The organism is Thermodesulfovibrio aggregans (genome assembly GCF_001514535.1).
Lineage (GTDB): Bacteria > Nitrospirota > Thermodesulfovibrionia > Thermodesulfovibrionales > Thermodesulfovibrionaceae > Thermodesulfovibrio > Thermodesulfovibrio aggregans.
The window spans coordinates 391,906-409,479 of sequence record NZ_BCNO01000001.1 but is presented as its reverse complement, the minus strand read 5'-3'; the positions used below and the strand labels follow the sequence as shown (position 1 = coordinate 409,479).

The 17,574-nt window shown below is 34.8% G+C and carries 23 protein-coding genes; 7 read left to right on the top strand and 16 right to left on the bottom strand.

All coding sequences use genetic code 11. The features are described from left to right. Positions 1-2: 2 nt before the first annotated feature. The 11 genes from TAGGR_RS02010 to TAGGR_RS01960 all read right to left on the bottom strand — a co-directional run bounded on the left by TAGGR_RS02010 (position 3) and on the right by TAGGR_RS01960 (position 8,838). The gene (locus tag TAGGR_RS02010; RefSeq protein WP_059175693.1) at positions 3-734 is read right to left on the bottom strand and encodes a flagellar biosynthetic protein FliR; all 732 of its coding nucleotides are present in this window, start codon (positions 732-734) and stop codon (positions 3-5) included. Further along, the gene (gene fliQ / locus TAGGR_RS02005; protein ID WP_059175692.1) at positions 731-1,000 is read right to left on the bottom strand and encodes a flagellar biosynthesis protein FliQ; all 270 of its coding nucleotides are present in this window, start codon (positions 998-1,000) and stop codon (positions 731-733) included. The genes TAGGR_RS02010 and fliQ overlap by 4 nt, the downstream gene beginning before the upstream one ends. Further along, the gene (gene fliP / locus TAGGR_RS11055) at positions 997-2,007 is read right to left on the bottom strand and encodes a flagellar type III secretion system pore protein FliP (RefSeq protein WP_082673523.1); all 1,011 of its coding nucleotides are present in this window, start codon (positions 2,005-2,007) and stop codon (positions 997-999) included. Before fliP ends, fliQ begins: the two co-directional genes overlap by 4 nt. Positions 2,008-2,015: 8 nt before the next feature. Beyond that, positions 2,016-2,423: a flagellar motor switch protein FliN gene (gene fliN / locus TAGGR_RS11210; RefSeq protein ID WP_059175691.1), complete on the bottom strand. Its 408-nt coding sequence runs from the start codon at positions 2,421-2,423 to the stop codon at positions 2,016-2,018. A 1-nt stretch (position 2,424) separates the two neighbouring features. Continuing rightward, complete coding sequence (gene fliM / locus TAGGR_RS01990) at positions 2,425-3,393, bottom strand: flagellar motor switch protein FliM (RefSeq protein ID WP_059175690.1); 969 nt, start codon at positions 3,391-3,393, stop codon at positions 2,425-2,427. Positions 3,394-3,395: 2 nt separating this feature from the next. Then, positions 3,396-3,896, bottom strand: a complete 501-nt coding sequence (locus tag TAGGR_RS01985) for a flagellar basal body-associated FliL family protein (protein WP_059175689.1) — start codon at positions 3,894-3,896, stop codon at positions 3,396-3,398. A gap of 164 nt (positions 3,897-4,060) precedes the next feature. Continuing rightward, positions 4,061-5,668 carry a DNA mismatch repair endonuclease MutL gene (gene mutL / locus TAGGR_RS01980; RefSeq protein ID WP_059175688.1) on the bottom strand — a complete coding sequence of 536 codons (1,608 nt, stop codon included), beginning with the start codon at positions 5,666-5,668 and terminating at the stop codon, positions 4,061-4,063. A gap of 11 nt (positions 5,669-5,679) precedes the next feature. Continuing rightward, positions 5,680-6,249: a Slp family lipoprotein gene (locus TAGGR_RS01975; RefSeq protein WP_082673522.1), complete on the bottom strand. Its 570-nt coding sequence runs from the start codon at positions 6,247-6,249 to the stop codon at positions 5,680-5,682. Further along, positions 6,188-6,586: a PleD family two-component system response regulator gene (locus tag TAGGR_RS01970; RefSeq protein ID WP_059175686.1), complete on the bottom strand. Its 399-nt coding sequence runs from the start codon at positions 6,584-6,586 to the stop codon at positions 6,188-6,190. The genes TAGGR_RS01975 and TAGGR_RS01970 overlap by 62 nt, the downstream gene beginning before the upstream one ends. A gap of 3 nt (positions 6,587-6,589) precedes the next feature. Next, positions 6,590-7,762, bottom strand: a complete 1,173-nt coding sequence (locus TAGGR_RS01965) for a type IV pilus twitching motility protein PilT (protein ID WP_059175685.1) — start codon at positions 7,760-7,762, stop codon at positions 6,590-6,592. After that, a complete protein-coding gene (locus TAGGR_RS01960) occupies positions 7,759-8,838 on the bottom strand; it encodes a type IV pilus twitching motility protein PilT (RefSeq protein ID WP_059175684.1) in 1,080 nt (359 codons plus the stop codon). Before TAGGR_RS01960 ends, TAGGR_RS01965 begins: the two co-directional genes overlap by 4 nt. A gap of 59 nt (positions 8,839-8,897) precedes the next feature. Here TAGGR_RS01960 and TAGGR_RS01955 point away from each other — a divergent pair, with 59 nt between their 5' ends. Genes TAGGR_RS01955 through mazG form a run of 3 tightly spaced genes read left to right on the top strand, consistent with a single transcriptional unit; the run spans position 8,898 to position 11,039 of the window. After that, a complete protein-coding gene (locus tag TAGGR_RS01955) occupies positions 8,898-9,539 on the top strand; it encodes an HAD-IA family hydrolase (protein WP_059175683.1) in 642 nt (213 codons plus the stop codon). Further along, the gene (locus TAGGR_RS01950) at positions 9,536-10,288 is read left to right on the top strand and encodes a nucleotide-binding protein (RefSeq protein WP_059175682.1); all 753 of its coding nucleotides are present in this window, start codon (positions 9,536-9,538) and stop codon (positions 10,286-10,288) included. The genes TAGGR_RS01955 and TAGGR_RS01950 overlap by 4 nt, the downstream gene beginning before the upstream one ends. Further along, positions 10,272-11,039, top strand: a complete 768-nt coding sequence (gene mazG / locus TAGGR_RS01945; RefSeq protein ID WP_082673521.1) for a nucleoside triphosphate pyrophosphohydrolase — start codon at positions 10,272-10,274, stop codon at positions 11,037-11,039. The genes TAGGR_RS01950 and mazG overlap by 17 nt, the downstream gene beginning before the upstream one ends. 13 nt (positions 11,040-11,052) lie before the next feature. Here mazG and hisF read toward each other — a convergent pair whose 3' ends face one another. From hisF to hisA, 4 genes are read right to left on the bottom strand one after another with little or no spacing between them, the layout of a single operon-like run. Then, entirely contained in the window at positions 11,053-11,892 is an 840-nt protein-coding gene (gene hisF, locus TAGGR_RS01940; protein ID WP_059175681.1) for an imidazole glycerol phosphate synthase subunit HisF, read from the bottom strand. A gap of 3 nt (positions 11,893-11,895) precedes the next feature. Then, a complete protein-coding gene (locus TAGGR_RS01935; protein ID WP_059175680.1) occupies positions 11,896-12,363 on the bottom strand; it encodes a hypothetical protein in 468 nt (155 codons plus the stop codon). Further along, positions 12,360-12,659 (bottom strand): nucleotidyltransferase family protein, encoded by a 300-nt coding sequence (locus TAGGR_RS01930; RefSeq protein WP_059175679.1) that lies wholly within the window; start codon positions 12,657-12,659, stop codon positions 12,360-12,362. Before TAGGR_RS01930 ends, TAGGR_RS01935 begins: the two co-directional genes overlap by 4 nt. Next, on the bottom strand, positions 12,646-13,371 hold the full coding sequence (gene hisA, locus TAGGR_RS01925; RefSeq protein ID WP_059175678.1) for a 1-(5-phosphoribosyl)-5-[(5-phosphoribosylamino)methylideneamino]imidazole-4-carboxamide isomerase: 726 nt from the start codon (positions 13,369-13,371) through the stop codon (positions 12,646-12,648). Before hisA ends, TAGGR_RS01930 begins: the two co-directional genes overlap by 14 nt. Positions 13,372-13,392: 21 nt before the next feature. Here hisA and TAGGR_RS01920 point away from each other — a divergent pair, with 21 nt between their 5' ends. Genes TAGGR_RS01920 through TAGGR_RS01905 form a run of 4 tightly spaced genes read left to right on the top strand, consistent with a single transcriptional unit; the run spans position 13,393 to position 17,178 of the window. Then, positions 13,393-13,989 (top strand): class I SAM-dependent methyltransferase, encoded by a 597-nt coding sequence (locus tag TAGGR_RS01920; RefSeq protein WP_059175677.1) that lies wholly within the window; start codon positions 13,393-13,395, stop codon positions 13,987-13,989. A gap of 33 nt (positions 13,990-14,022) precedes the next feature. After that, positions 14,023-14,991 (top strand): KpsF/GutQ family sugar-phosphate isomerase, encoded by a 969-nt coding sequence (locus TAGGR_RS01915; protein ID WP_059175676.1) that lies wholly within the window; start codon positions 14,023-14,025, stop codon positions 14,989-14,991. Further along, positions 14,991-16,046, top strand: a complete 1,056-nt coding sequence (locus TAGGR_RS01910; RefSeq protein WP_059175675.1) for an LptF/LptG family permease — start codon at positions 14,991-14,993, stop codon at positions 16,044-16,046. Before TAGGR_RS01915 ends, TAGGR_RS01910 begins: the two co-directional genes overlap by 1 nt. A 34-nt stretch (positions 16,047-16,080) precedes the next feature. Next, positions 16,081-17,178: an LptF/LptG family permease gene (locus TAGGR_RS01905; protein WP_059175674.1), complete on the top strand. Its 1,098-nt coding sequence runs from the start codon at positions 16,081-16,083 to the stop codon at positions 17,176-17,178. A 10-nt stretch (positions 17,179-17,188) separates the two neighbouring features. Here TAGGR_RS01905 and TAGGR_RS01900 read toward each other — a convergent pair whose 3' ends face one another. Then, positions 17,189-17,551: an LA_3696 family protein gene (locus TAGGR_RS01900; RefSeq protein WP_153000415.1), complete on the bottom strand. Its 363-nt coding sequence runs from the start codon at positions 17,549-17,551 to the stop codon at positions 17,189-17,191. Positions 17,552-17,574 lie beyond the last annotated feature (23 nt).

Genomic DNA, 17,574 nt, shown 5'->3' with positions numbered 1-17,574 from the left:
TTTTACCTCAATAAAGCAGATAAAGCATCTTTAAAATTGATAAATGCCTTTGATATAACCATAGTAAAAATAGGAATGCTAAGCCACATAACAGCAATTCCTGTGGCAAGTAAAAGGGGAAAGCCAACAAAAAAAACATTTGCCTGAGGCATAATTCTTGATAAAAATCCAAGTCCTAAATTCATCAAAACCTGAACAAGCAGAACAGGGGCTGAAAGTTTCAGTGCTAAAGGAAATAAAAGATAGGAAAAATTAATTATATTTCCTGCAAAGGATAACCTGGATGGAACTTCAAAAGTTTTAACAATAATCTCTATTAGGCTTAAATGAAGATCAAGAGAAAAAAACAGAGCAATCATAAACATTTCATAAAAAACTGTAAGTGGTCCCATAAGTTCACCAAACTGAGGATTAAAAACATTTGCAACTGTAAACCCTATTTGCATACTCATCCATTGAGAAGCTGTCTCTACTGCTCCAATTATTACTCTAATCATAAAACCCATAGCTAATCCAAAAACTACCGCATCAAAAAGGGAAAGCAAAAAATTTTCCTCTCTCTGCGGAACATAGGGCATTATTGCAAGGGATAATGAGATTGCCAAAAAGAATCTAAAGGCTAAAGGAACTGTTCTACTTCCAATATATGGAATAAAAAAGAGAATTATCGAAATCCTGATAAAAACAGGAATAAATTTATAAATCTGAGATGTAAGCAAATCTAAGTAGTTCATTTTACATACAGTGGAAGATTTTCAAAAATTCCTCTTGTAAACTTTGTCATTATATTGACAATCCATGGAATAGTAAGAAGTATTGTTAAAAACACAGCTATAACTTTTGGGACAAAGCTTATGGTCATCTCCTGTAACTGAGTTATTGCCTGAAATAGACCAATCAAAAGACCTACAATTAAACTTACAAAAAGAACAGGACCACCAACTAAAAGTATTGTTTCAAAAGTTTGCTTTGATATGTAGTTTAAAAACTCTACCGTCATTTGAAACCTCCTGCAAGAGAGCCTATAATGAGCTGCCAGCCATCAACCAACACAAAAAGCAATATCTTAAAAGGCATTGATATCATAACTGGCGGCACCATAAACATACCCATTGATAGCAAAATGCTTGCCACAACAATATCAATAACAAGAAAGGGGAGAAAGATTAAAAAACCAATTTCAAAAGCTCTTTTTAACTCTCCAAGAGCAAAGGCAGGAACAACAATCTTCATTGGTAAATCCATTGGAGTTGCAGGTTTAACCTCTGTTTTTGAAAGTTTAAGAAACAAAGCAAGGTCCTTTTCCCTTGTTTGCTTCAGCATGAATTCTTTAAAAGGAACTGATGCTCTGTTTATTGCCTCTTCCATGGTTATCTCTTTTTTTGAAAGAGGAACATAAGCTTCATTGTAAACCCTATCAATGGTTGGAGACATTATAAAAAGAGTTAAAAAAAGGGCAAGTCCTATTATTACCTGATTTGGGGGAACTGCAGGTGTTCCTAAAGCCTGTCTTAGCAAAGAGAGAACAATAACAATTCTTGTAAAGGATGTCATCATTATAAGTATGGCTGGCAAAAAACTTAGAAGTGTTATAAAAACTAAAAGATCAACGGCTGATGAAAATCCAAAAAGCCCACCACCAGCTGGTTGTTGAGGAGCTGCAAAAGAGAAATGAGGCAATAAAACAACAAAAAGACTCAATAATCCTCCTTTAAAAATTTTCTGCCACACAGTTTTTCTTTCCTCAGAGTTGTCTTCAAAAATTGTTTTAATCTTTGAAGAGTCAAGCTTGCTTATGAGATTAATTCCATTTTCCGAGATTCCAACAAGAAGATACTCATCAAAGGCTTTCACAACTCCAATGCCCTTTTTATAACCTATTGGCTGATAGTAAATAACCTGAATAAATCCCTTACCTGAATTTATTTTATTTTTCATCAATCTAAGAACCATATAAACAGCAGCGATAATTAATAATAAGGATGCTATAATTTTGAAATACTCCATCAGTCACCTCATCCAAGCTGTTTTACTCTTTCCTGTGGACTTATAATATCAGTTATTCTAATGCCGAATTTTTCATTAACTACAACAACCTCTCCTCTTCCAATAAGCTTTCCATTAACATAAACTTCCATTGGCTCTCCTGCAAGTTTATCAAGAGCTACTACAGAACCCTGTGTTAGCTGAAGAAGTTCCTGAACGAGAATTCTTGTTGAGCCAATAACAACTGTTAGCTCAAGGGGAATATCAAGAATGAACTCTATATCTCTTATCTTAGGTTTTTCTTCCGTTGGAGTAAATTCATCTATCTTTGGAGTTTGCACCTTTTGCTTTTTCTCCATCTCAAGAGCTTTTGCCATATCAAGCTCTTCTTCAGAGTATTCCTCCATATCCTGCTGTTTAATCTCTTGTTCTTCCATTCTATGCCTCCCCTGTTATTTTTATTGCATAATTTCCTTTAAAAGTGCCGAGTTTACCTCTGAACTTTTTTACACCCTCAACAAGCACATCTACATCTTCGTCCACTCTTTTTTGAAGAGTTATTATGTCACCTGCTTTAAGATTTAATAGAGTGTTAAAATCTATTGTTACCTTGCCTAAAACTCCTTCTAATTTAACAGGAGATTGTTTTATCTGACTTTTTAGTCTTCCTATCCACTTCATATCCACTTCATCCCTGTCAGCAAGAAAAGCACTATAAAGTTTTTCTTTTATAGGTTCCACAGAAGAATAGGGAATACAAACCATAATTCTACACTCTCTTGTTTCAATTTCTATCTTAAACTCTGTCTCTATAACCACATCTACAGGAGTTACAATAGTAACAAACTGTGGATTCATCTCACTCCGAATATATTGAGGTTTTACCGGGAATACCGGTTTCCATGCTTCTTCCATAGCTTCAAGAAACATCATTACAACTTTGTGAATGATTCTCTGCTCAATTGGAGTAAACTCTCTTCCTTCAGGTTTATAATATCCTTTACCAGAACCTCCAAAATAAAACTCAATTAAACTGAAAATCATCGGTGCATCAAAAACAACAAGGCTAAAACCTCTCAGAGGTTCAAGCTTTATAATGTTCAAACTTGAAGGAAAGGGAACAGAGCGTAGAAAGTCATAAAACTTCGTAATGTTAACATTTACATTGACAATTTCTACAATTTTTCTTATGTCTGAAGAGAGGGATATTCTAAAGGATCTTGCAAGACGCTCATTAATAATATCAAGAGAGGGCATCTTACCACGAACAATTTTCTCCTGGGAAGTAAAATCATAGGGCCTTATCCCCGAAGGAGTTTCTGCTGTCTCAGTCTCTACTTCTCCTCCTGCAATGCCTTTTAGCAGGGCATCAATTTCTTCTTGAGATAAAATCTCTTCGCCAGCCATGGTTACTGCATCACAAAATCTGTAAGATAAACATTTTTAACAGCATTCTCACCAAGAATCTGACTCACTCTCTGTTTGATCTCATCCTTAAGAAGTAGTTTTCCCTCTGGAGTAATCAACTCATCGGAAGTCTTATTCGTTAAAAGAGTTATAATGGCATCTCTTATCTGGGGTGTTTTATTCTTTGCCTGTTCAGAGAGTTTTGCATCAGAGAGTTCAAGCTGAATTGAAACTTTAAGATACTTACTTCCACCCTGATCCATGAGATTAACAACAAAAGGTTCAAGAGCAAAGTTTACACCCTGAGATTCTTTTTCAGTGGCAGTTTTAGTTTGCTGAGAAGCAGGTTTATTCAATAGAAAAAAATAAGCTCCTGCTGCACCACCTAATAGAACAACTAAAGCAACGATAATTATTAGTAATTTACTTTTTTTCTTTGGTTTCTCTGCCTGTTCCTTCCCTTCAGTTTCATTATTAGCGGTGCTTGCTTTTTCCTTTGGCATAACTCAACCTCCTTAAGTTCTTTTCTAAATTTATAACATTTAGCATACTTTATGCCAGACATGAAAATTAAAGGACTCACAGCTTTTTCTCTATATAATGGGATACTTTCTTTAGAAATATATATGCCAATTTTTTGACAATTAAGACTGTGTTTGTGACAACTCTATCTTAAAAACCACTTTTTTATCTCATCTATGGGAAAATATTTTTTTATAGGTCTTCCATGAGGACAGTGTTCAGGATCAGAGGTTTTTTCAAGCTCCTGCAGTAAAGTTTTTATTTCTATAGAGTTGATTTTATCATGTGCTCTGAGAGAGTGATGACATGCAATGGTGGCTGCAATTTTTCTTTTTAAATCAGTAAAATCAACTTTACCAATGTCTTCTTTAATAGCATATGCAATATTTTTAATTATTCCTGCTATATCACCCTTTTGAATAATATCTGGCAAAGCTCTTACTATTATTGAGTTTTTACCAAAGTCATCAATCTCAATACCAAGATCATCAAGAGTAGAGAGGTTCTCTTTTATTAAAATATACTCTTCAGCAGCAAGATCTACAATAACAGGAAAAACGAGTCTTACAACCATCTCTTTCATTCCATTTAAAATTTTTTCAAAGTTTATTCTTTCATGAGCTGCATGATAGTCAAGAAAAATCACACCATCAGTCTCTTTGATCACTACAATGGAATTGCCAAGAGTTAAAAACTCAGGTTCTCTATTAAAGACTGGTTCTGTGAGAAATATAGGAATTTGCTCATTAGAAACTGGAATAACCTCCCAATGAGATGATTCTTCCGCAACCATGGATGAAGTAGATATATGCTTTTGTTCTGCTACTTTAAAAATTAGATTATGAATTTTTTGTGGATTTGCAAATCTAACCATGGTTTTAGCTGGATGAACATTGAAATCCACATCCTGTGGAGGTAAAGTTATAAAAATAATAAACTGTGGTTGCTGTAACTGAAAGGCTTTATATATGCTATTTACAATTGACTGCTCTCTTACATATCTTCTATTTACAAAAACTTTGTACCTTCCCTTAAGTCCTTCACCCCAAAAAATTTCAACTTTATAGTCACCCTCTGAAATCGCCTTAATTTTAAGAGTTTCAGCAGTCTCCAAACCAAAAATCTGACATATCCTCTCATAGTTCGTTTCTGACTCTGGAAGATTTAAAATCTCTTCTTCATCAATAAATAAAGAAAAGGAAATTTCTGGGAAAGCAAGGCAGTAATTCTGAACAACTTCAATAATATTTGCTTTTTCAGTGTAGGGTGATCTGAGAAACTTTCTTCTTACAGGAGTATTAAAAAATAGATCCGAAACCTCTATTGTTGTTCCTTCAGTAATTGCTGGTTTTTGCCATTTTAATTTACCTGCAACAAAATAAGCCTCTGTACCTATATTTTCAGCTCTATGTTGAGTAGTAATCTTTATTTTACTTACCTGTGCAATAGAGTAAAGAGCTTCGCCCCTAAAGCCAAGTGAAGAAATTCGGACAAGATCCTTTTCATCTTTTATTTTGCTTGTTGCGTGTCTTTGAAAAGCAAGTAACACATCTTCTCTGCCAATTCCTTCTCCATCATCAATTACCTTTATCTCAGCAATACCAGACTTTTTAATGTAAACAGAGATTGAGCTTGCTCCAGCATCTATTGAGTTTTCAATAAGTTCTTTTACAACACTTGCAGGTCTTTCAACAACCTCTCCTGCGGCAATTTTTCCTACAATGCTTTCAGAAAGTATTTGAATTTTTCCCATTATTTAGAGTTTCACCACCATCTGGGTCCGTATTCAAAATACCAGGGAGGATAGCCATACCAGAACCATAAAGAAGGATGCCAGTAGTATTCTCTATGTCTTTTTTTCCATAGATATGTTGCCTGAGCTTCAATAAAAGGAAAACTATAGGGCATCGTATCAATTTTACCCTCTTTTAGCCCTTTAAATTTACCCACTACTGTTAAAAGCCTTCCCTTTGAATAAACTGCACAGTCAAGGAAATTTTTTGAAATTACGATAAATCTTCCTTCTGAATCATCCCGCTCCTCTGGATAACCCTCTCTGTCAAGAGGTAAATAGAGAATTTCAAAGACCGTTCCCTCCTGAGTATTGGAGCAATTTGTGATTTTACCACCCCATAAAAGAGAAACATCTCTGTATTTATCAGGATTCTCTTTAACAACTCTGAATGGCACATCTCTTAATGCAGGAATATCCTGCAGGGGTTTTGGTAAACTCGCACAACCGAACAAAAATAAAAATATTAATGCCAGAGTTTTAGTAAAATGACTTTGCAAGAGTTTCTTTAAAAAGTCTATATGTTCTTTGATATTCAGCATAAGCTCTTTTAAAAATTGCTGGAAAGTTATTTATCTCTTTAAGATTTACAACAAAGTCAACGCCTTTTGCAAATGCAGAGATTCTATCCATTGTTGGTATTGAGTCACTAAGCAGAATCACGATAATATCTCTTCTCTGATACATTGGTAGTGAAGATATAGTTTCAAATATTTCATTAAATTGTTCTCCTGCTATAATTAAAGATGCATCTTCTATTGAATTAAGAGCTTCCTTTGAATCGGAAAAACCAACACATTCAAATCCTGCTGATTTTAAATAATCAGTTAAAACTCTCTGAACTTCCTGATTTGCTTCACAGATGACAGCCTTTGGCATAGGTCATCCTCTTATTTTTTTACCATAATCAATATCAAGTTTTAATCCCTCTATATCAGTTGTTTTTTCTCCACGAGCTGATTTCATTTTATCAATTTCCATAATCACATAAGATCTTCTTGATGCATAGGCTACTGCTGTTTCCTCTGTAATTATTCCCTTTTTATAAAGCTCAAGTATAGACTGATCAAATGTATGCATGCCAACAGCTCCACTTGTTGCAATTACATCATAAAAAGTTTTCTCAGCAGTCTCTCCATTTATAATTAAATCTCTTATTCTGAGGTTTTTTCTCATAATTTCTGTTGCTACTATTCTTCCTCCGCCAATTTTCGGTAAAAGTCTCTGGCTAACAACCCATTTGAGGGTATCAGAAACTCTAAGTCTTATGTAATTTTCATCCTGTGGTGGAAACATTCCAATCATTCTTCCAATTGTTTGTCCTGCATCAGTTGTATGAAGCGTGCCAAGAACGAGATGTCCTGTCTCTGCAGCCTGCATTGCTATTTCAAGGGTTTCTCTATCTCTTATTTCTCCCACAAGTATTACGTGCGGTGCCTGCCTTAGTGCTGCTCTAAGACCATCGGCAAAATTATGGAAATCTATACCAAGCTCCCTTTGATTGAATGTAGATTTTTTGTGCTGATGAATAAACTCTACAGGATCTTCAAGAGTTATAATATGACATGCTCTTGTTTCATTAATAATATCCAGAATTGCTGCAAGAGTTGTCGATTTACCTGAGCCTGTTGCTCCTGTAATTAAAACAAGCCCCATTCTTTCATTGGCTATTTCTTTAACTATCGGAGGTAACGAAAGTTCCTCAACTGATGGTATCTTGGTTGGAAGCTTTCTTAAAACAGCTGAATAGGCTCCTCTTTGAGAGAAAATATTCACTCTGAATCTTGCTTTTTGCGTAGAATAACTTGTATCGCAGTAACCATCTTTTATTAGATTCTCAATGAGCCTTTTCTGATTATTAATTAATGCAAGAGCTATCTTTTCTGTGTGAAAAGGCGTTAAAGACTCAATAGGAACATTTTTAAAATGCACAGGTTTTAACTCACCCCATTGAATCACCTGAAAGGGTTTTCCAACTGTAAATATAATATCTGAAAGTTCAGGATAGGTTTCACAGATTCTGTCAAGTATGTAGTCAAGTTCTTGTTTTCTCATACAACGCCTTCCCAGGGGGCTTCCTTAAGAAATCTGACAAACTTCTGTTTATCTGTTGCTCTTTCATAGGCATCCTCAGGTGTGATTTTGCCTTCCTGAAGAAGTTGTAACAAGGCATCATCCATAGTTTGCATACCGATTTTTTTACTTGTCTGCATAATTGAGAGTATCTGATGTGTTTTACCTTCTCTTATGAGATTTGCAACAGCATAGGTATTGATTAAAATCTCGCATGCTGCGACTCTTCCCTTGCCATCAGCTCTTCTTAAAAGTGTCTGTGCAACCACTGCCTGTAAAGACTCACTTAGTGAGGTTCTAACCTGTGCCTGCTGTTCAGGTGGGAAAACATCAATAATTCTATCAACTGTTTTAATGGCTGATGATGTATGAAGTGTGCTGAAAACTAAATGTCCTGTTGCAGCAGCTTCAAGTGCAAGCTGAATTGTCTCAATATCACGCATTTCACCAACAAGAATTATATCAGGGTCTTCTCTTAAAGCTGCTCTAAGTGCCTTTGCAAAGGATTCTGTATGAGTTCCCACTTCCCTGTAAGAAATAACACATCCTTTATTTGGATGAACAAACTCAATAGGGTCTTCAATTGTTATTATTCTTTCTTTTCTGTTAGTATTTGCATAGTCAATAATTGCAGCAAGAGTTGTCGATTTACCTGAACCTGTAGGACCTGTAACAAGAACAATTCCTTTTTTAAGCATTGCAAATTTTTTTAGAACCTGAGGCAGTCCAAGCTGATCAATTGTTTTTATCTCACTGGGAATATGTCTGAATGCAGCACCAATTCCTTCCTTATGCATGAAATAGTTAACACGGAAACGGGCAACACCGGGTATTTCATGGGCAAAATCAAGATCTCCTGTTTCTTCAAATACTTTGATTTTTTCTTCCGGCGTGATTTCATAGAGAAGTGCTCTCAGTTCCTGATTGTCAAGAACCTTATACTGAACTCTTACAAGCTCTCCATGAATTCTTAAAACAGGCTGACTTCCGGCAACAAGATGAAGGTCACTTGCCTTGTTTTCAAGCATAAGTTTAAAAAAGGCATCAATACGAGCCATGTTTAAATTATAGCATTATTTAAGTAATAAGTGAAGTCATGTTATACTAAAAAATTGCAATGGTTGAACTTATTATCTTTGACTTAGATGGCACATTGGTTGATTCCTGTGAGGACATAAAACAGGCATTGAATTACTGTTTAGAAAAAATAGGAATTTCAGGATTTTCAACAGAGGAAGTAAAAAGAATGGTTGGAGAAGGCGTTAATCGCCTTATAGAAAAAGCTCTAAAAGCCAGAGGTGTCAACCTACCATCTAATGAGTTAATTGATTGTTTTGTCAATTACTATAGAGAACACATGACTGATTTCTCAAAAGCTTATCCTGAAGTAAAAGAAACTCTTGAACAGTTAAAGGGATTTAAAAAGGCTGTGGTTTCAAACAAACTTACTGAATTGAGCGTTAAAACACTTGAAAATCTTGGACTTTTAAACTATATTGACTTTGTTGCTGGAAGTGACTTTTTTTCTGAAAGAAAACCATCTTCCGTGCCAATAATAGAGACAATTAAGAAATTCAATACAACTCAGGATAAAACAATAATTGTTGGAGACAGTGAACTTGACATTATGGCAGGACGATCAGCAGGAGTTAAAACAGTTGCAGTTACATACGGATACAGAGGGAAAGAACTTCTTAAAGATGCTGACTTTGTTATTGATAAATTCAGCGATTTATTAAAAATTGTGAGAAAACTATGAGTTATTTTATAGTTTTTGCAGGAAAAGGCGGAACAGGAAAAAGCACTCTTGCTTCTTTAACAGTAAAATTTCTCACCGAAAGAAAGCTTGGTCCTGTATTGGTGGTTGATGCAGACCCAAACTACTGTCTTCCAGAACTTTTAGGAGTGAATGTCAAGCAAACAGTAGCATCAGTAAGGGACAGTGCCTTACAAAATAAGCCAGATGGAATAAGTCTTGATGAATGGCTTGAAATTCAGATAAACAGGATTGTAGAAGAATCAGAAGGATTTGACCTTCTTGTTATGGGAAGACCTGAGGGAAGTGGATGTTACTGTGCTGTCAACAATGTTTTAAAGAGAATTCTTCAGGAAATTGCAGAACAATACAGATACATAGTTGTTGACAATGAAGCTGGCATGGAGCATATAAGCAGAGGAATTGTAAATAAAATTGACCTTTTATTTGTTGTATCTACTAGTGCTAAAAGTAGCATCCAGGCTGCTTTGAGAATAAATGAACTGATTAAAGAGCTTAATATATCTCCAAAAAAGAGAGTTCTTGTTATAAACATGGCTTTTAGAGAGTTTGAAGACTCTGAAGAACAGGAACTTCTAAAAAATTTTGACACCATCTATTATGTTTTCTTTGATAGAGATTTTTTGAAACTCAGTGAAAAAGGCAGGAATGTCTTCAGTCTTCCTAAAGGGGAGGCAATCTGGTTAAACTTTGAATGGATTCTGGAGGAAACAATTGAGCAAAAAATTTGATGAACTTGTAAAGATAATGGAAATACTTCGCTCTGAAAAGGGCTGTCCCTGGGACAGAGTACAAACTCATGATACTCTAAAAAGATATCTTCTTGAGGAAACATATGAACTCATTGAAGCAATTGAAAATAAGGAACCTGAGTCAATCAAAGAAGAGCTCGGAGATTTGCTTTTACAGATTGTTTTTCACAGTCAGATAGCAAAGGAAGAGTGCAATTTTGATGTAGAGGATGTAATACAGACAATTATTCAAAAAATGATCGGAAGGCATCCCCATGTATTTGGAGAAGCTGAGTTTAAAACACCTGAAGAAGTTTTAAACCAGTGGGATGACAGAAAAAGAGAAGAAGGAAAACTTCATGAATCAATTCTTGATGGAGTTCCAAAAGCTTTACCTGCTTTACTCAAAGCATACAAAATTCAATCAAGGGTTGCAAAGGTAGGTTTTGATTGGGATAACATAGGTGGAGTTATTGATAAAATAAAAGAAGAACTTGGTGAAGTTGAAGAGGCTATAAACTCTGGAGAAAAAGATAAAATTGAGGAGGAAATCGGGGACTTACTTTTCAGCATTGTAAATCTTGCCCGTTTTCTTAAGATTGATCCTGAGACAGCTTTGAGAAAAACAAACAGAAAATTTGAAAAGAGATTTAGAAAGCTTGAAAACCTTGCCAAAAACAAAGGCAAAACCCTTAAAGATATGACTCTGAAAGAAATGGACAACCTCTGGGATGAAATTAAAAATTCATGAAAGTTATTATAAACTAAGTTATTCTTACCTGAATTCCCTTCTGTCTTAAATATTCTTTCGCCTCTTTTATTGAGTATTCCCTGAAATGAAATATTGATGCAGCAAGAGCTGCATCTGCCTTTCCAAAGGCAAAGGCTTCATAAAGATGCTCAAGTGTACCTGCACCACCTGAGGCAATAACCGGTATTGTAACAGCCTCAGAAATCGCTCTCGTAAGTTCTATGTCATAGCCTTCCTTTGTTCCGTCTCTGTCCATGCTTGTAAGAAGAATCTCTCCTGCTCCGAATTCCTCCATTTTCTTTGCCCAGGCTATTGCATCAATTGGACGCATCAGTCTTCCACCATGTGTGGATAGAACAAATCGTGAGTCTTCTCTATAAAGCACATCCTGAAGTTCAGAGTCACTAAACCATGACTCAGGAGGATAGGCTTTGGGATTGAAGTTTTTGTCAACTCTCTTTGCATCTATGGCAATAACTATACACTGTGAGCCAAAGCGTGTTGATGCTTTCTGAATAAAGTAGGGGTCTTTGACAGCTGTAGTATTTATGGAAACCTTGTCTGCACCTGCATTTAAAAGATCTCTTATATCATCAAGACTTTTTATGCCGCCACCAACAGTAAGGGGCATGAAAACAACTGATGCGGTTCTTTCAACTACATCAATGATTATCTTTCTCTTTTCATGGGATGCTGTTACATCAAGAAATACAAGCTCATCAGCCTCTTCCTCATCATAGTAAAGAGCATTTTCAACAGGGTCTCCGGCATCTCTGAGATTGAGAAAATTCACACCCTTTACAACTCTTCCATCCTTAACATCAAGACAGGGTATAATTCTTTTAGCAAGCATAGCTCACTCCAGTATTTTTTTCCTTTCAATATATTTTAAAACTCCATTATATATCTCAAGAAGCCTGTAAGAGATCTTATAGAGCTTATTTATCCCTTCAACTATATCTTCAACTTTTTCACTGTATTCATGGGTTAATATATTTCTCAATTCCCTTAAAGTTATCCATTCCTGAGCATTTTCTATTATGCCAAGTTTTTCTGCCCTGTTTAAAACATCTATGAAAGGCAGTTGATAAATGTCCTCTTCAAGAATGTTTAATATTACTCTTAATAGCCTTCCCATTGTATCCTGAAGTTTGCCAAAACGATATGACATCTGGTCTATAAAGGAAATCTCCTGTTCTGTAAGGCTTTCATATTTAGAGACCGTAAATGGGATGAATTTCTCTAAATTTCTCAAAGAAGAGTTTAATCTCTCAGCATGTTTATCACATATTGAGATGTATGAGGAAAGTCTCTGTGTGGTCATATCTTTATTCCAGTTGTTCTTGCAACTTCATATACTGGATTCTCTTCAGGTTTGTCTTTGCTTTCAACGAGCAGGTCTATTTTTTGGTCTCCGATAGTCATCTTTAATTCAGCGAGAAACTTTGCTTTAAGTTCTATAAGATTTTCCTTTGAATCAGTTTTTATGTAAATATCAATATCTCCGCCCCTTTTTGAATTATCAATCCTTGAGCCAAAAATACGAACTTCGCAACTCTCTCCAAAATGTTTATTTGCCAGAGTTTTTATTTTGCTTAATACTTCTTCACTTAATCTCATTTATCATCTCAATTGCTTCTTTTAGATTTATTGCACCTGAATAGATTGCCTTGCCTGTGATAACTCCCCAGAGATTCGGAATCTCTGCAAGCCTTTTTATATCATCAATTGATGAAACTCCGCCTGAGGCAATTACAGGGATTTTTACAGCTTCAACTAATGCTTTTGTTGCCTCTATATTAGGACCTGTAAGCATACCATCCCTTGATATATCTGTATAGATAATTCCCCAGACTCCGTAATCCTGAATCTTCATGGCAAGCTCAGTAGCCTTTATCTCTGTAAGTTCAACCCAGCCTTTTACTGCCACAAGCCCATCCTTTGCATCAATACCTGCTATGATTCTGCCGGGAAATCTCTTGCATACATCTTTTACGAAATCTGGATTCTCTACTGCTACTGTTCCAAGAATGACTCTGTCAATTCCTGTGCTTAAAAGCAACTCAATATCTTCTATTTTTCTTATCCCGCCACCAACCTCTATTGTGCCAGTGAAAACTTCTCTGATTTTTTTTATTGAAGTAAGATTACTGATTCTGCCTTCTTTTGCACCATCAAGGTCAACAACATGAAGAATCTCAGCACCTTCATTCTGCCAGCGTAATGCAGCTTCCTCGGGTCTGTCATAATAAACTGTTACTTCATCAAATTTACCCTGACGGAGTCTTACGCATTTTCCATCTTTAAGGTCAATTGCTGGAATAATTCTCATTTTTTAGTATAACATAACAGAATGGATGAACTTGCAAAGGAATATGTAATTGACTTTTTTACTAAAAGGCTAATTCATTTTAAAGACTCTCCTGAATCAGTTGGATGGACACGCAGAGGTCAGTTGCTTAGATATGAAACTGTTCTTAAACTTATGGAACCTGAGGACAAAAGTTTGCTTGATTTTGGCTGTGGTAAAGGTGATTTTTATGGTTTTTTGAAGGGCAAAGGGATAAAATGCGATTATACCGGTATAGATATAAATCCTTCTTTGATAGAGTTGGCAAAGAAAAAATATCCTGAAGCAGAGTTTCATGTTATGGATATTGAAAATGAACCTTTAGACAGGGTTTTTGATTACACCATTGCAATTGGAGTATTTAATCTTGCAGTGCAGGATGTAAAAGAGCTCATGCAGAGATGTTTAAAAATCCTATTTCAGCATACCCGTGAAAGACTTATTCTTACATGTCTTAATCAAAAAACAAAACTTAAAGATATTTGTGTAACCTACTTCAGCAAAGAAGAGCTTGAAAGAATTGCAAAGGCATTAACAGATAATTATCAGGTGATAGATAATCTTATAGGTGATGAACTTTTCTTGATTCTCAAAGTTTGAATTTAGTTAAATAACTTACTTAAAATAAAACTTATGGAAAATCTCATTGAGGTAGCTAAAAAAGTCCTTTTAATTGAAGCTCAATCTCTTCAATCCCTGATAGACAGAATTAATGAAGACTTTGTTAAGGCTGTTGAAATAATTCATAACTCAAAGGGAAGGGTTGTTGTTACAGGGATTGGAAAATCAGGGCTTATTGGAAGAAAGATAGCAGCAACACTTGCATCCACAGGAACTCCTTCTTTTTTCATGCATCCTGCTGAAGCAAGCCACGGTGATTTAGGTATGGTTACAGAGGAGGATGTGGTTATTGCAATAAGTAATAGCGGTGAAACTGAAGAGGTATTGAGGCTCATACCTTTTTTAAAATATTTCAATGTAAAGATAATCGCACTTTCAGGAAATCCTCAATCAACACTTGCAAAACAGGCTGATGTTTTCCTGGATGTATCTGTCAAAGAAGAAGCCTGCCCCTTTGGTTTTATTCCAACAGCATCAACAACTGCAACACTTGCTATGGGTGATGCTTTAGCAGTTGCGCTGATTATGCGGAATGGATTTAAAAAAGAGGATTTTGCTATGTTTCATCCCGGAGGTTCACTTGGTAGAAAAATGCTTACAAAAGTTAAAGACCTGATGCATACAGGCGAAGAAATTCCAGTTGTATATCCAGATACGGGTATGATTGATGCAGTGTTAGAAATTTCTTCAAAAAGGCTTGGTGTAGTTGTGGTTATCGATGAAAATAAAAAAATTCTTGGAATTATTACTGATGGCGATGTCCGTAGAGGTGTTCAAAAATGGGGAAAAGAACTTTTTGATTTAAAGGCTTCTCAGATTATGACTAAAAGTCCAAAAACCATAAACGAAGAAGAGCTTGCAGCAGTTGCTCTTTCAACCATGCGAAAATATTCCATAACAAGCCTCGTTGTTCCTGCCAGTGATGGCACACTGAGGGGCTTAATTCATATTCATGATATTCTTAAAAAGGGCATTTTTTAATGAAAGTTATTTATAAAGCTCTCACCCGTGAGCTTATTCAAAATATTGTTCTTTCAATTGTGTTTTTAAATACTGTTTTAATTATTGAAAAGCTTTTTAAAATAAGCAAAATGTTTGCATCTGTTGGTATAGACCTGCCAAATCTTTTTATACTTTTGATTCTTTTACAGCCTCAATTACTTATTTTTACAATTCCAATGGCTTTACTTCTTGGTGTTTTGCTTACTTATGGAAGAACTCAAGCAGACAATGAAATGACAATTCTAATGGCAAGTGGAATGCCTTATAAAAAAACATTTAGACCCGCTATCTACATCGGAATAATTGCATTTTTTCTTACTACTGTGATGAGTTTTTATCTTGCTCCATTGGGAGTGAGCCTTGTAAGAGAGAAAATTTTCAGTATTCTTGCCCAAAGAGCACCCCTCGGACTGGAGGAAGGAGTTTTTAATCAAGGTTTCAAGGATGTAACAATATTTGTAAAGGAGAAAACTGATAAATTCCATTTAAAAGAAGTGGTAATATTTGATGAGAGAAAAAATGATACAAAGACAGTAATTGCAAAGGAGGGATTGATAAAGAAAGAAAAAGACAATATAATCTTGAACTTGATTGATGGTAAAGCCTACTTTAACAAAGGCTTATCTTTAAATGAGATAAATTTTAAAGAATATATATTCAAACTCTCTCCCAATATAGATCCGATAGCAAAAAAAATTAGTGAACTTTCTTTATTTGACCTTATTTCAAAAATTTATAATGAGGCCTCAAATAAAATTGATTATAAACTGGAACTTTATAAAAGAGTTGCTTTACCTCTTTTATGTGTTATAAGCGTTTTTTTAGCTCCCTCATTATGTGTTATTGTTGGGAAAAGTGGTAGAATTGGAGGGATTACAGTAGGGCTTGCTATATTCGCTGTATATTATATTTTCATGATCTATGGAGCAAATATGGCAAAAGCTGGAAAGGTTTCAGCAGAAACAGGCTCACTTATGCCGGTTTTAGTAATGAGTATTTTAGCTTTTGTTATCTATTTCAGAATAAAAAGATGAGATTCTTGAGACAAATTTGGGGACAGAGTAGAAAATGAATATTGTATGTAAAAGCTATTTAAAGGAGTTTTTAAAAGTTTTTTTTATTCTACTTTTTTCAATGTCTCTTCTTCTTTCAATTGTTGGTCTTGTTGAAAAGATAGATGATTTTATGCCTTATAAACCTCCCGCAACTTTCTTTATTGAATACAGCTTATATAGTATGCCAAGGTACTTTTTTTATCTCATACCTTTTGTCACGCTTGTCACCTCTTTATTTATTTTTTCAGTTGGCGTAAGAAATAGAGAGTTTTTAATTCTCTCTGTTTGTGGAGGAAGACTCAGAGCCATTCTAAAGCCTTTTTTAGTTTTAGGTATTATTATATCTATTTTCGGATTTTTTTTCGGAGAGTTTGTTCAGCCAGAATTCACAAAAAAAGTAAATGCTATGATTGAGAAAATAACCATGAAAGGTAAAGATTCAGTAAAAAAGGAAATTTTTCTTAGAGCTAAAGATGGAACCATAATAAAAATCGGACAATATTTATCAGAGCAAAAGAAAGCAAAGAATGTAAAGCTATTCATAATAAAAGAGAATTTTTTGATTAAAAAAATTGATGTTGAAGAAGCAGAAGTAGGAGAAAAATATTGGACTTTAAAAAATGGAGTTATTTATGACTTTTCATCAGGGAAAGTTGAAAACTTTCAACTAATGAACTATCCAATTAATTTAAAAATTTCTGTAGCTACTTTTAAAGATATTAAGAAAATTGAGGAATTTGGAGTAATGGAACTCATTCAAAAAAGAAAAGAGCTTAAAAGAGCAGGATTAAGCAATCCCAAAATTGATACTGATATAAGCGGAAGGCTTTCTTACAACTTTGTAACATTTTTTATGATGGTACTTGGAATTTCCCTGCCTCTTGGGGCTTATGAAAAGTTTAATTTTATTTTTTCTAAAGCCAGAGGAAGTGGTAGCGGAATAATAACTATTGGAATAGGACTTATTATAACAATACTATACTGGCTTGTTTACTCATTTTTTATGTTCATGGGATACTCTAAAATCTTACCTCCCTTTATATCACCCTGGATTACACCTTTAATTTTTGGATTTGTATCAATTAGACTTTATTATGCAATAAAAGAGTAAAGCTGATTTTTTAAAAAAACAGCTTGATTAACCCTGCAAAGATGCCGGCGAGAATAGCAGTCTGAGCAATTAAAAATCCTGCTACCCATTTAATTATATCCATCTTAAATTGAGCAAGTTTTATCTCAACATTTGCTTCGACTTCTTTGATTCTTACTTCAACCTCTTTTATTCTTGCTTCAACCTCTTTTATTCTTGCTTCAATCTCTCTTATTGTTGCTTCCAATTCTTTTATTCTTACCTCAACTTCCTTAATGTCTCTCTTTGTGGCGAGGTCATCTTTAATTTCTCTTTCGAATTCCTTTAAAAATTCGACAAAAGCATCTGTTGCTTCTTCTCCAAGCTTTTCTCTTACTGATTTTGGTAAACTCAATACAGGCATGTTTCAAAATAGCA

Excerpts from the sequence above, each read along its gene's own strand:
- TAGGR_RS01955 (WP_059175683.1), top strand. The coding sequence starts at position 8,898 with ATGGTTGAACTTATTATCTTTGACTTAGATGGCACATTGGTTGATTCC.
- fliN (WP_059175691.1), bottom strand. The coding sequence starts at position 2,423 with ATGGAAGAACAAGAGATTAAACAGCAGGATATGGAGGAATACTCTGAA.
- TAGGR_RS01965 (WP_059175685.1), bottom strand. The coding sequence starts at position 7,762 with ATGAGAAAACAAGAACTTGACTACATACTTGACAGAATCTGTGAAACC.
- TAGGR_RS01975 (WP_082673522.1), bottom strand. The coding sequence starts at position 6,249 with ATGCTGAATATCAAAGAACATATAGACTTTTTAAAGAAACTCTTGCAA.
- TAGGR_RS01970 (WP_059175686.1), bottom strand. The coding sequence starts at position 6,586 with ATGCCAAAGGCTGTCATCTGTGAAGCAAATCAGGAAGTTCAGAGAGTT.
- TAGGR_RS01930 (WP_059175679.1), bottom strand. The coding sequence starts at position 12,659 with ATGAGATTAAGTGAAGAAGTATTAAGCAAAATAAAAACTCTGGCAAAT.
- hisA (WP_059175678.1), bottom strand. The coding sequence starts at position 13,371 with ATGAGAATTATTCCAGCAATTGACCTTAAAGATGGAAAATGCGTAAGA.
- TAGGR_RS01920 (WP_059175677.1), top strand. The coding sequence starts at position 13,393 with ATGGATGAACTTGCAAAGGAATATGTAATTGACTTTTTTACTAAAAGG.
- TAGGR_RS01915 (WP_059175676.1), top strand. The coding sequence starts at position 14,023 with ATGGAAAATCTCATTGAGGTAGCTAAAAAAGTCCTTTTAATTGAAGCT.
- mutL (WP_059175688.1), bottom strand. The coding sequence starts at position 5,668 with ATGGGAAAAATTCAAATACTTTCTGAAAGCATTGTAGGAAAAATTGCC.
- fliQ (WP_059175692.1), bottom strand. The coding sequence starts at position 1,000 with ATGACGGTAGAGTTTTTAAACTACATATCAAAGCAAACTTTTGAAACA.
- TAGGR_RS02010 (WP_059175693.1), bottom strand. The coding sequence starts at position 734 with ATGAACTACTTAGATTTGCTTACATCTCAGATTTATAAATTTATTCCT.
- TAGGR_RS01910 (WP_059175675.1), top strand. The coding sequence starts at position 14,991 with ATGAAAGTTATTTATAAAGCTCTCACCCGTGAGCTTATTCAAAATATT.
- TAGGR_RS01960 (WP_059175684.1), bottom strand. The coding sequence starts at position 8,838 with ATGGCTCGTATTGATGCCTTTTTTAAACTTATGCTTGAAAACAAGGCA.
- TAGGR_RS01935 (WP_059175680.1), bottom strand. The coding sequence starts at position 12,363 with ATGACCACACAGAGACTTTCCTCATACATCTCAATATGTGATAAACAT.
- TAGGR_RS01985 (WP_059175689.1), bottom strand. The coding sequence starts at position 3,896 with ATGCCAAAGGAAAAAGCAAGCACCGCTAATAATGAAACTGAAGGGAAG.
- TAGGR_RS01950 (WP_059175682.1), top strand. The coding sequence starts at position 9,536 with ATGAGTTATTTTATAGTTTTTGCAGGAAAAGGCGGAACAGGAAAAAGC.
- hisF (WP_059175681.1), bottom strand. The coding sequence starts at position 11,892 with ATGCTTGCTAAAAGAATTATACCCTGTCTTGATGTTAAGGATGGAAGA.
- fliP (WP_082673523.1), bottom strand. The coding sequence starts at position 2,007 with ATGGAGTATTTCAAAATTATAGCATCCTTATTATTAATTATCGCTGCT.
- TAGGR_RS01905 (WP_059175674.1), top strand. The coding sequence starts at position 16,081 with ATGAATATTGTATGTAAAAGCTATTTAAAGGAGTTTTTAAAAGTTTTT.
- fliM (WP_059175690.1), bottom strand. The coding sequence starts at position 3,393 with ATGGCTGGCGAAGAGATTTTATCTCAAGAAGAAATTGATGCCCTGCTA.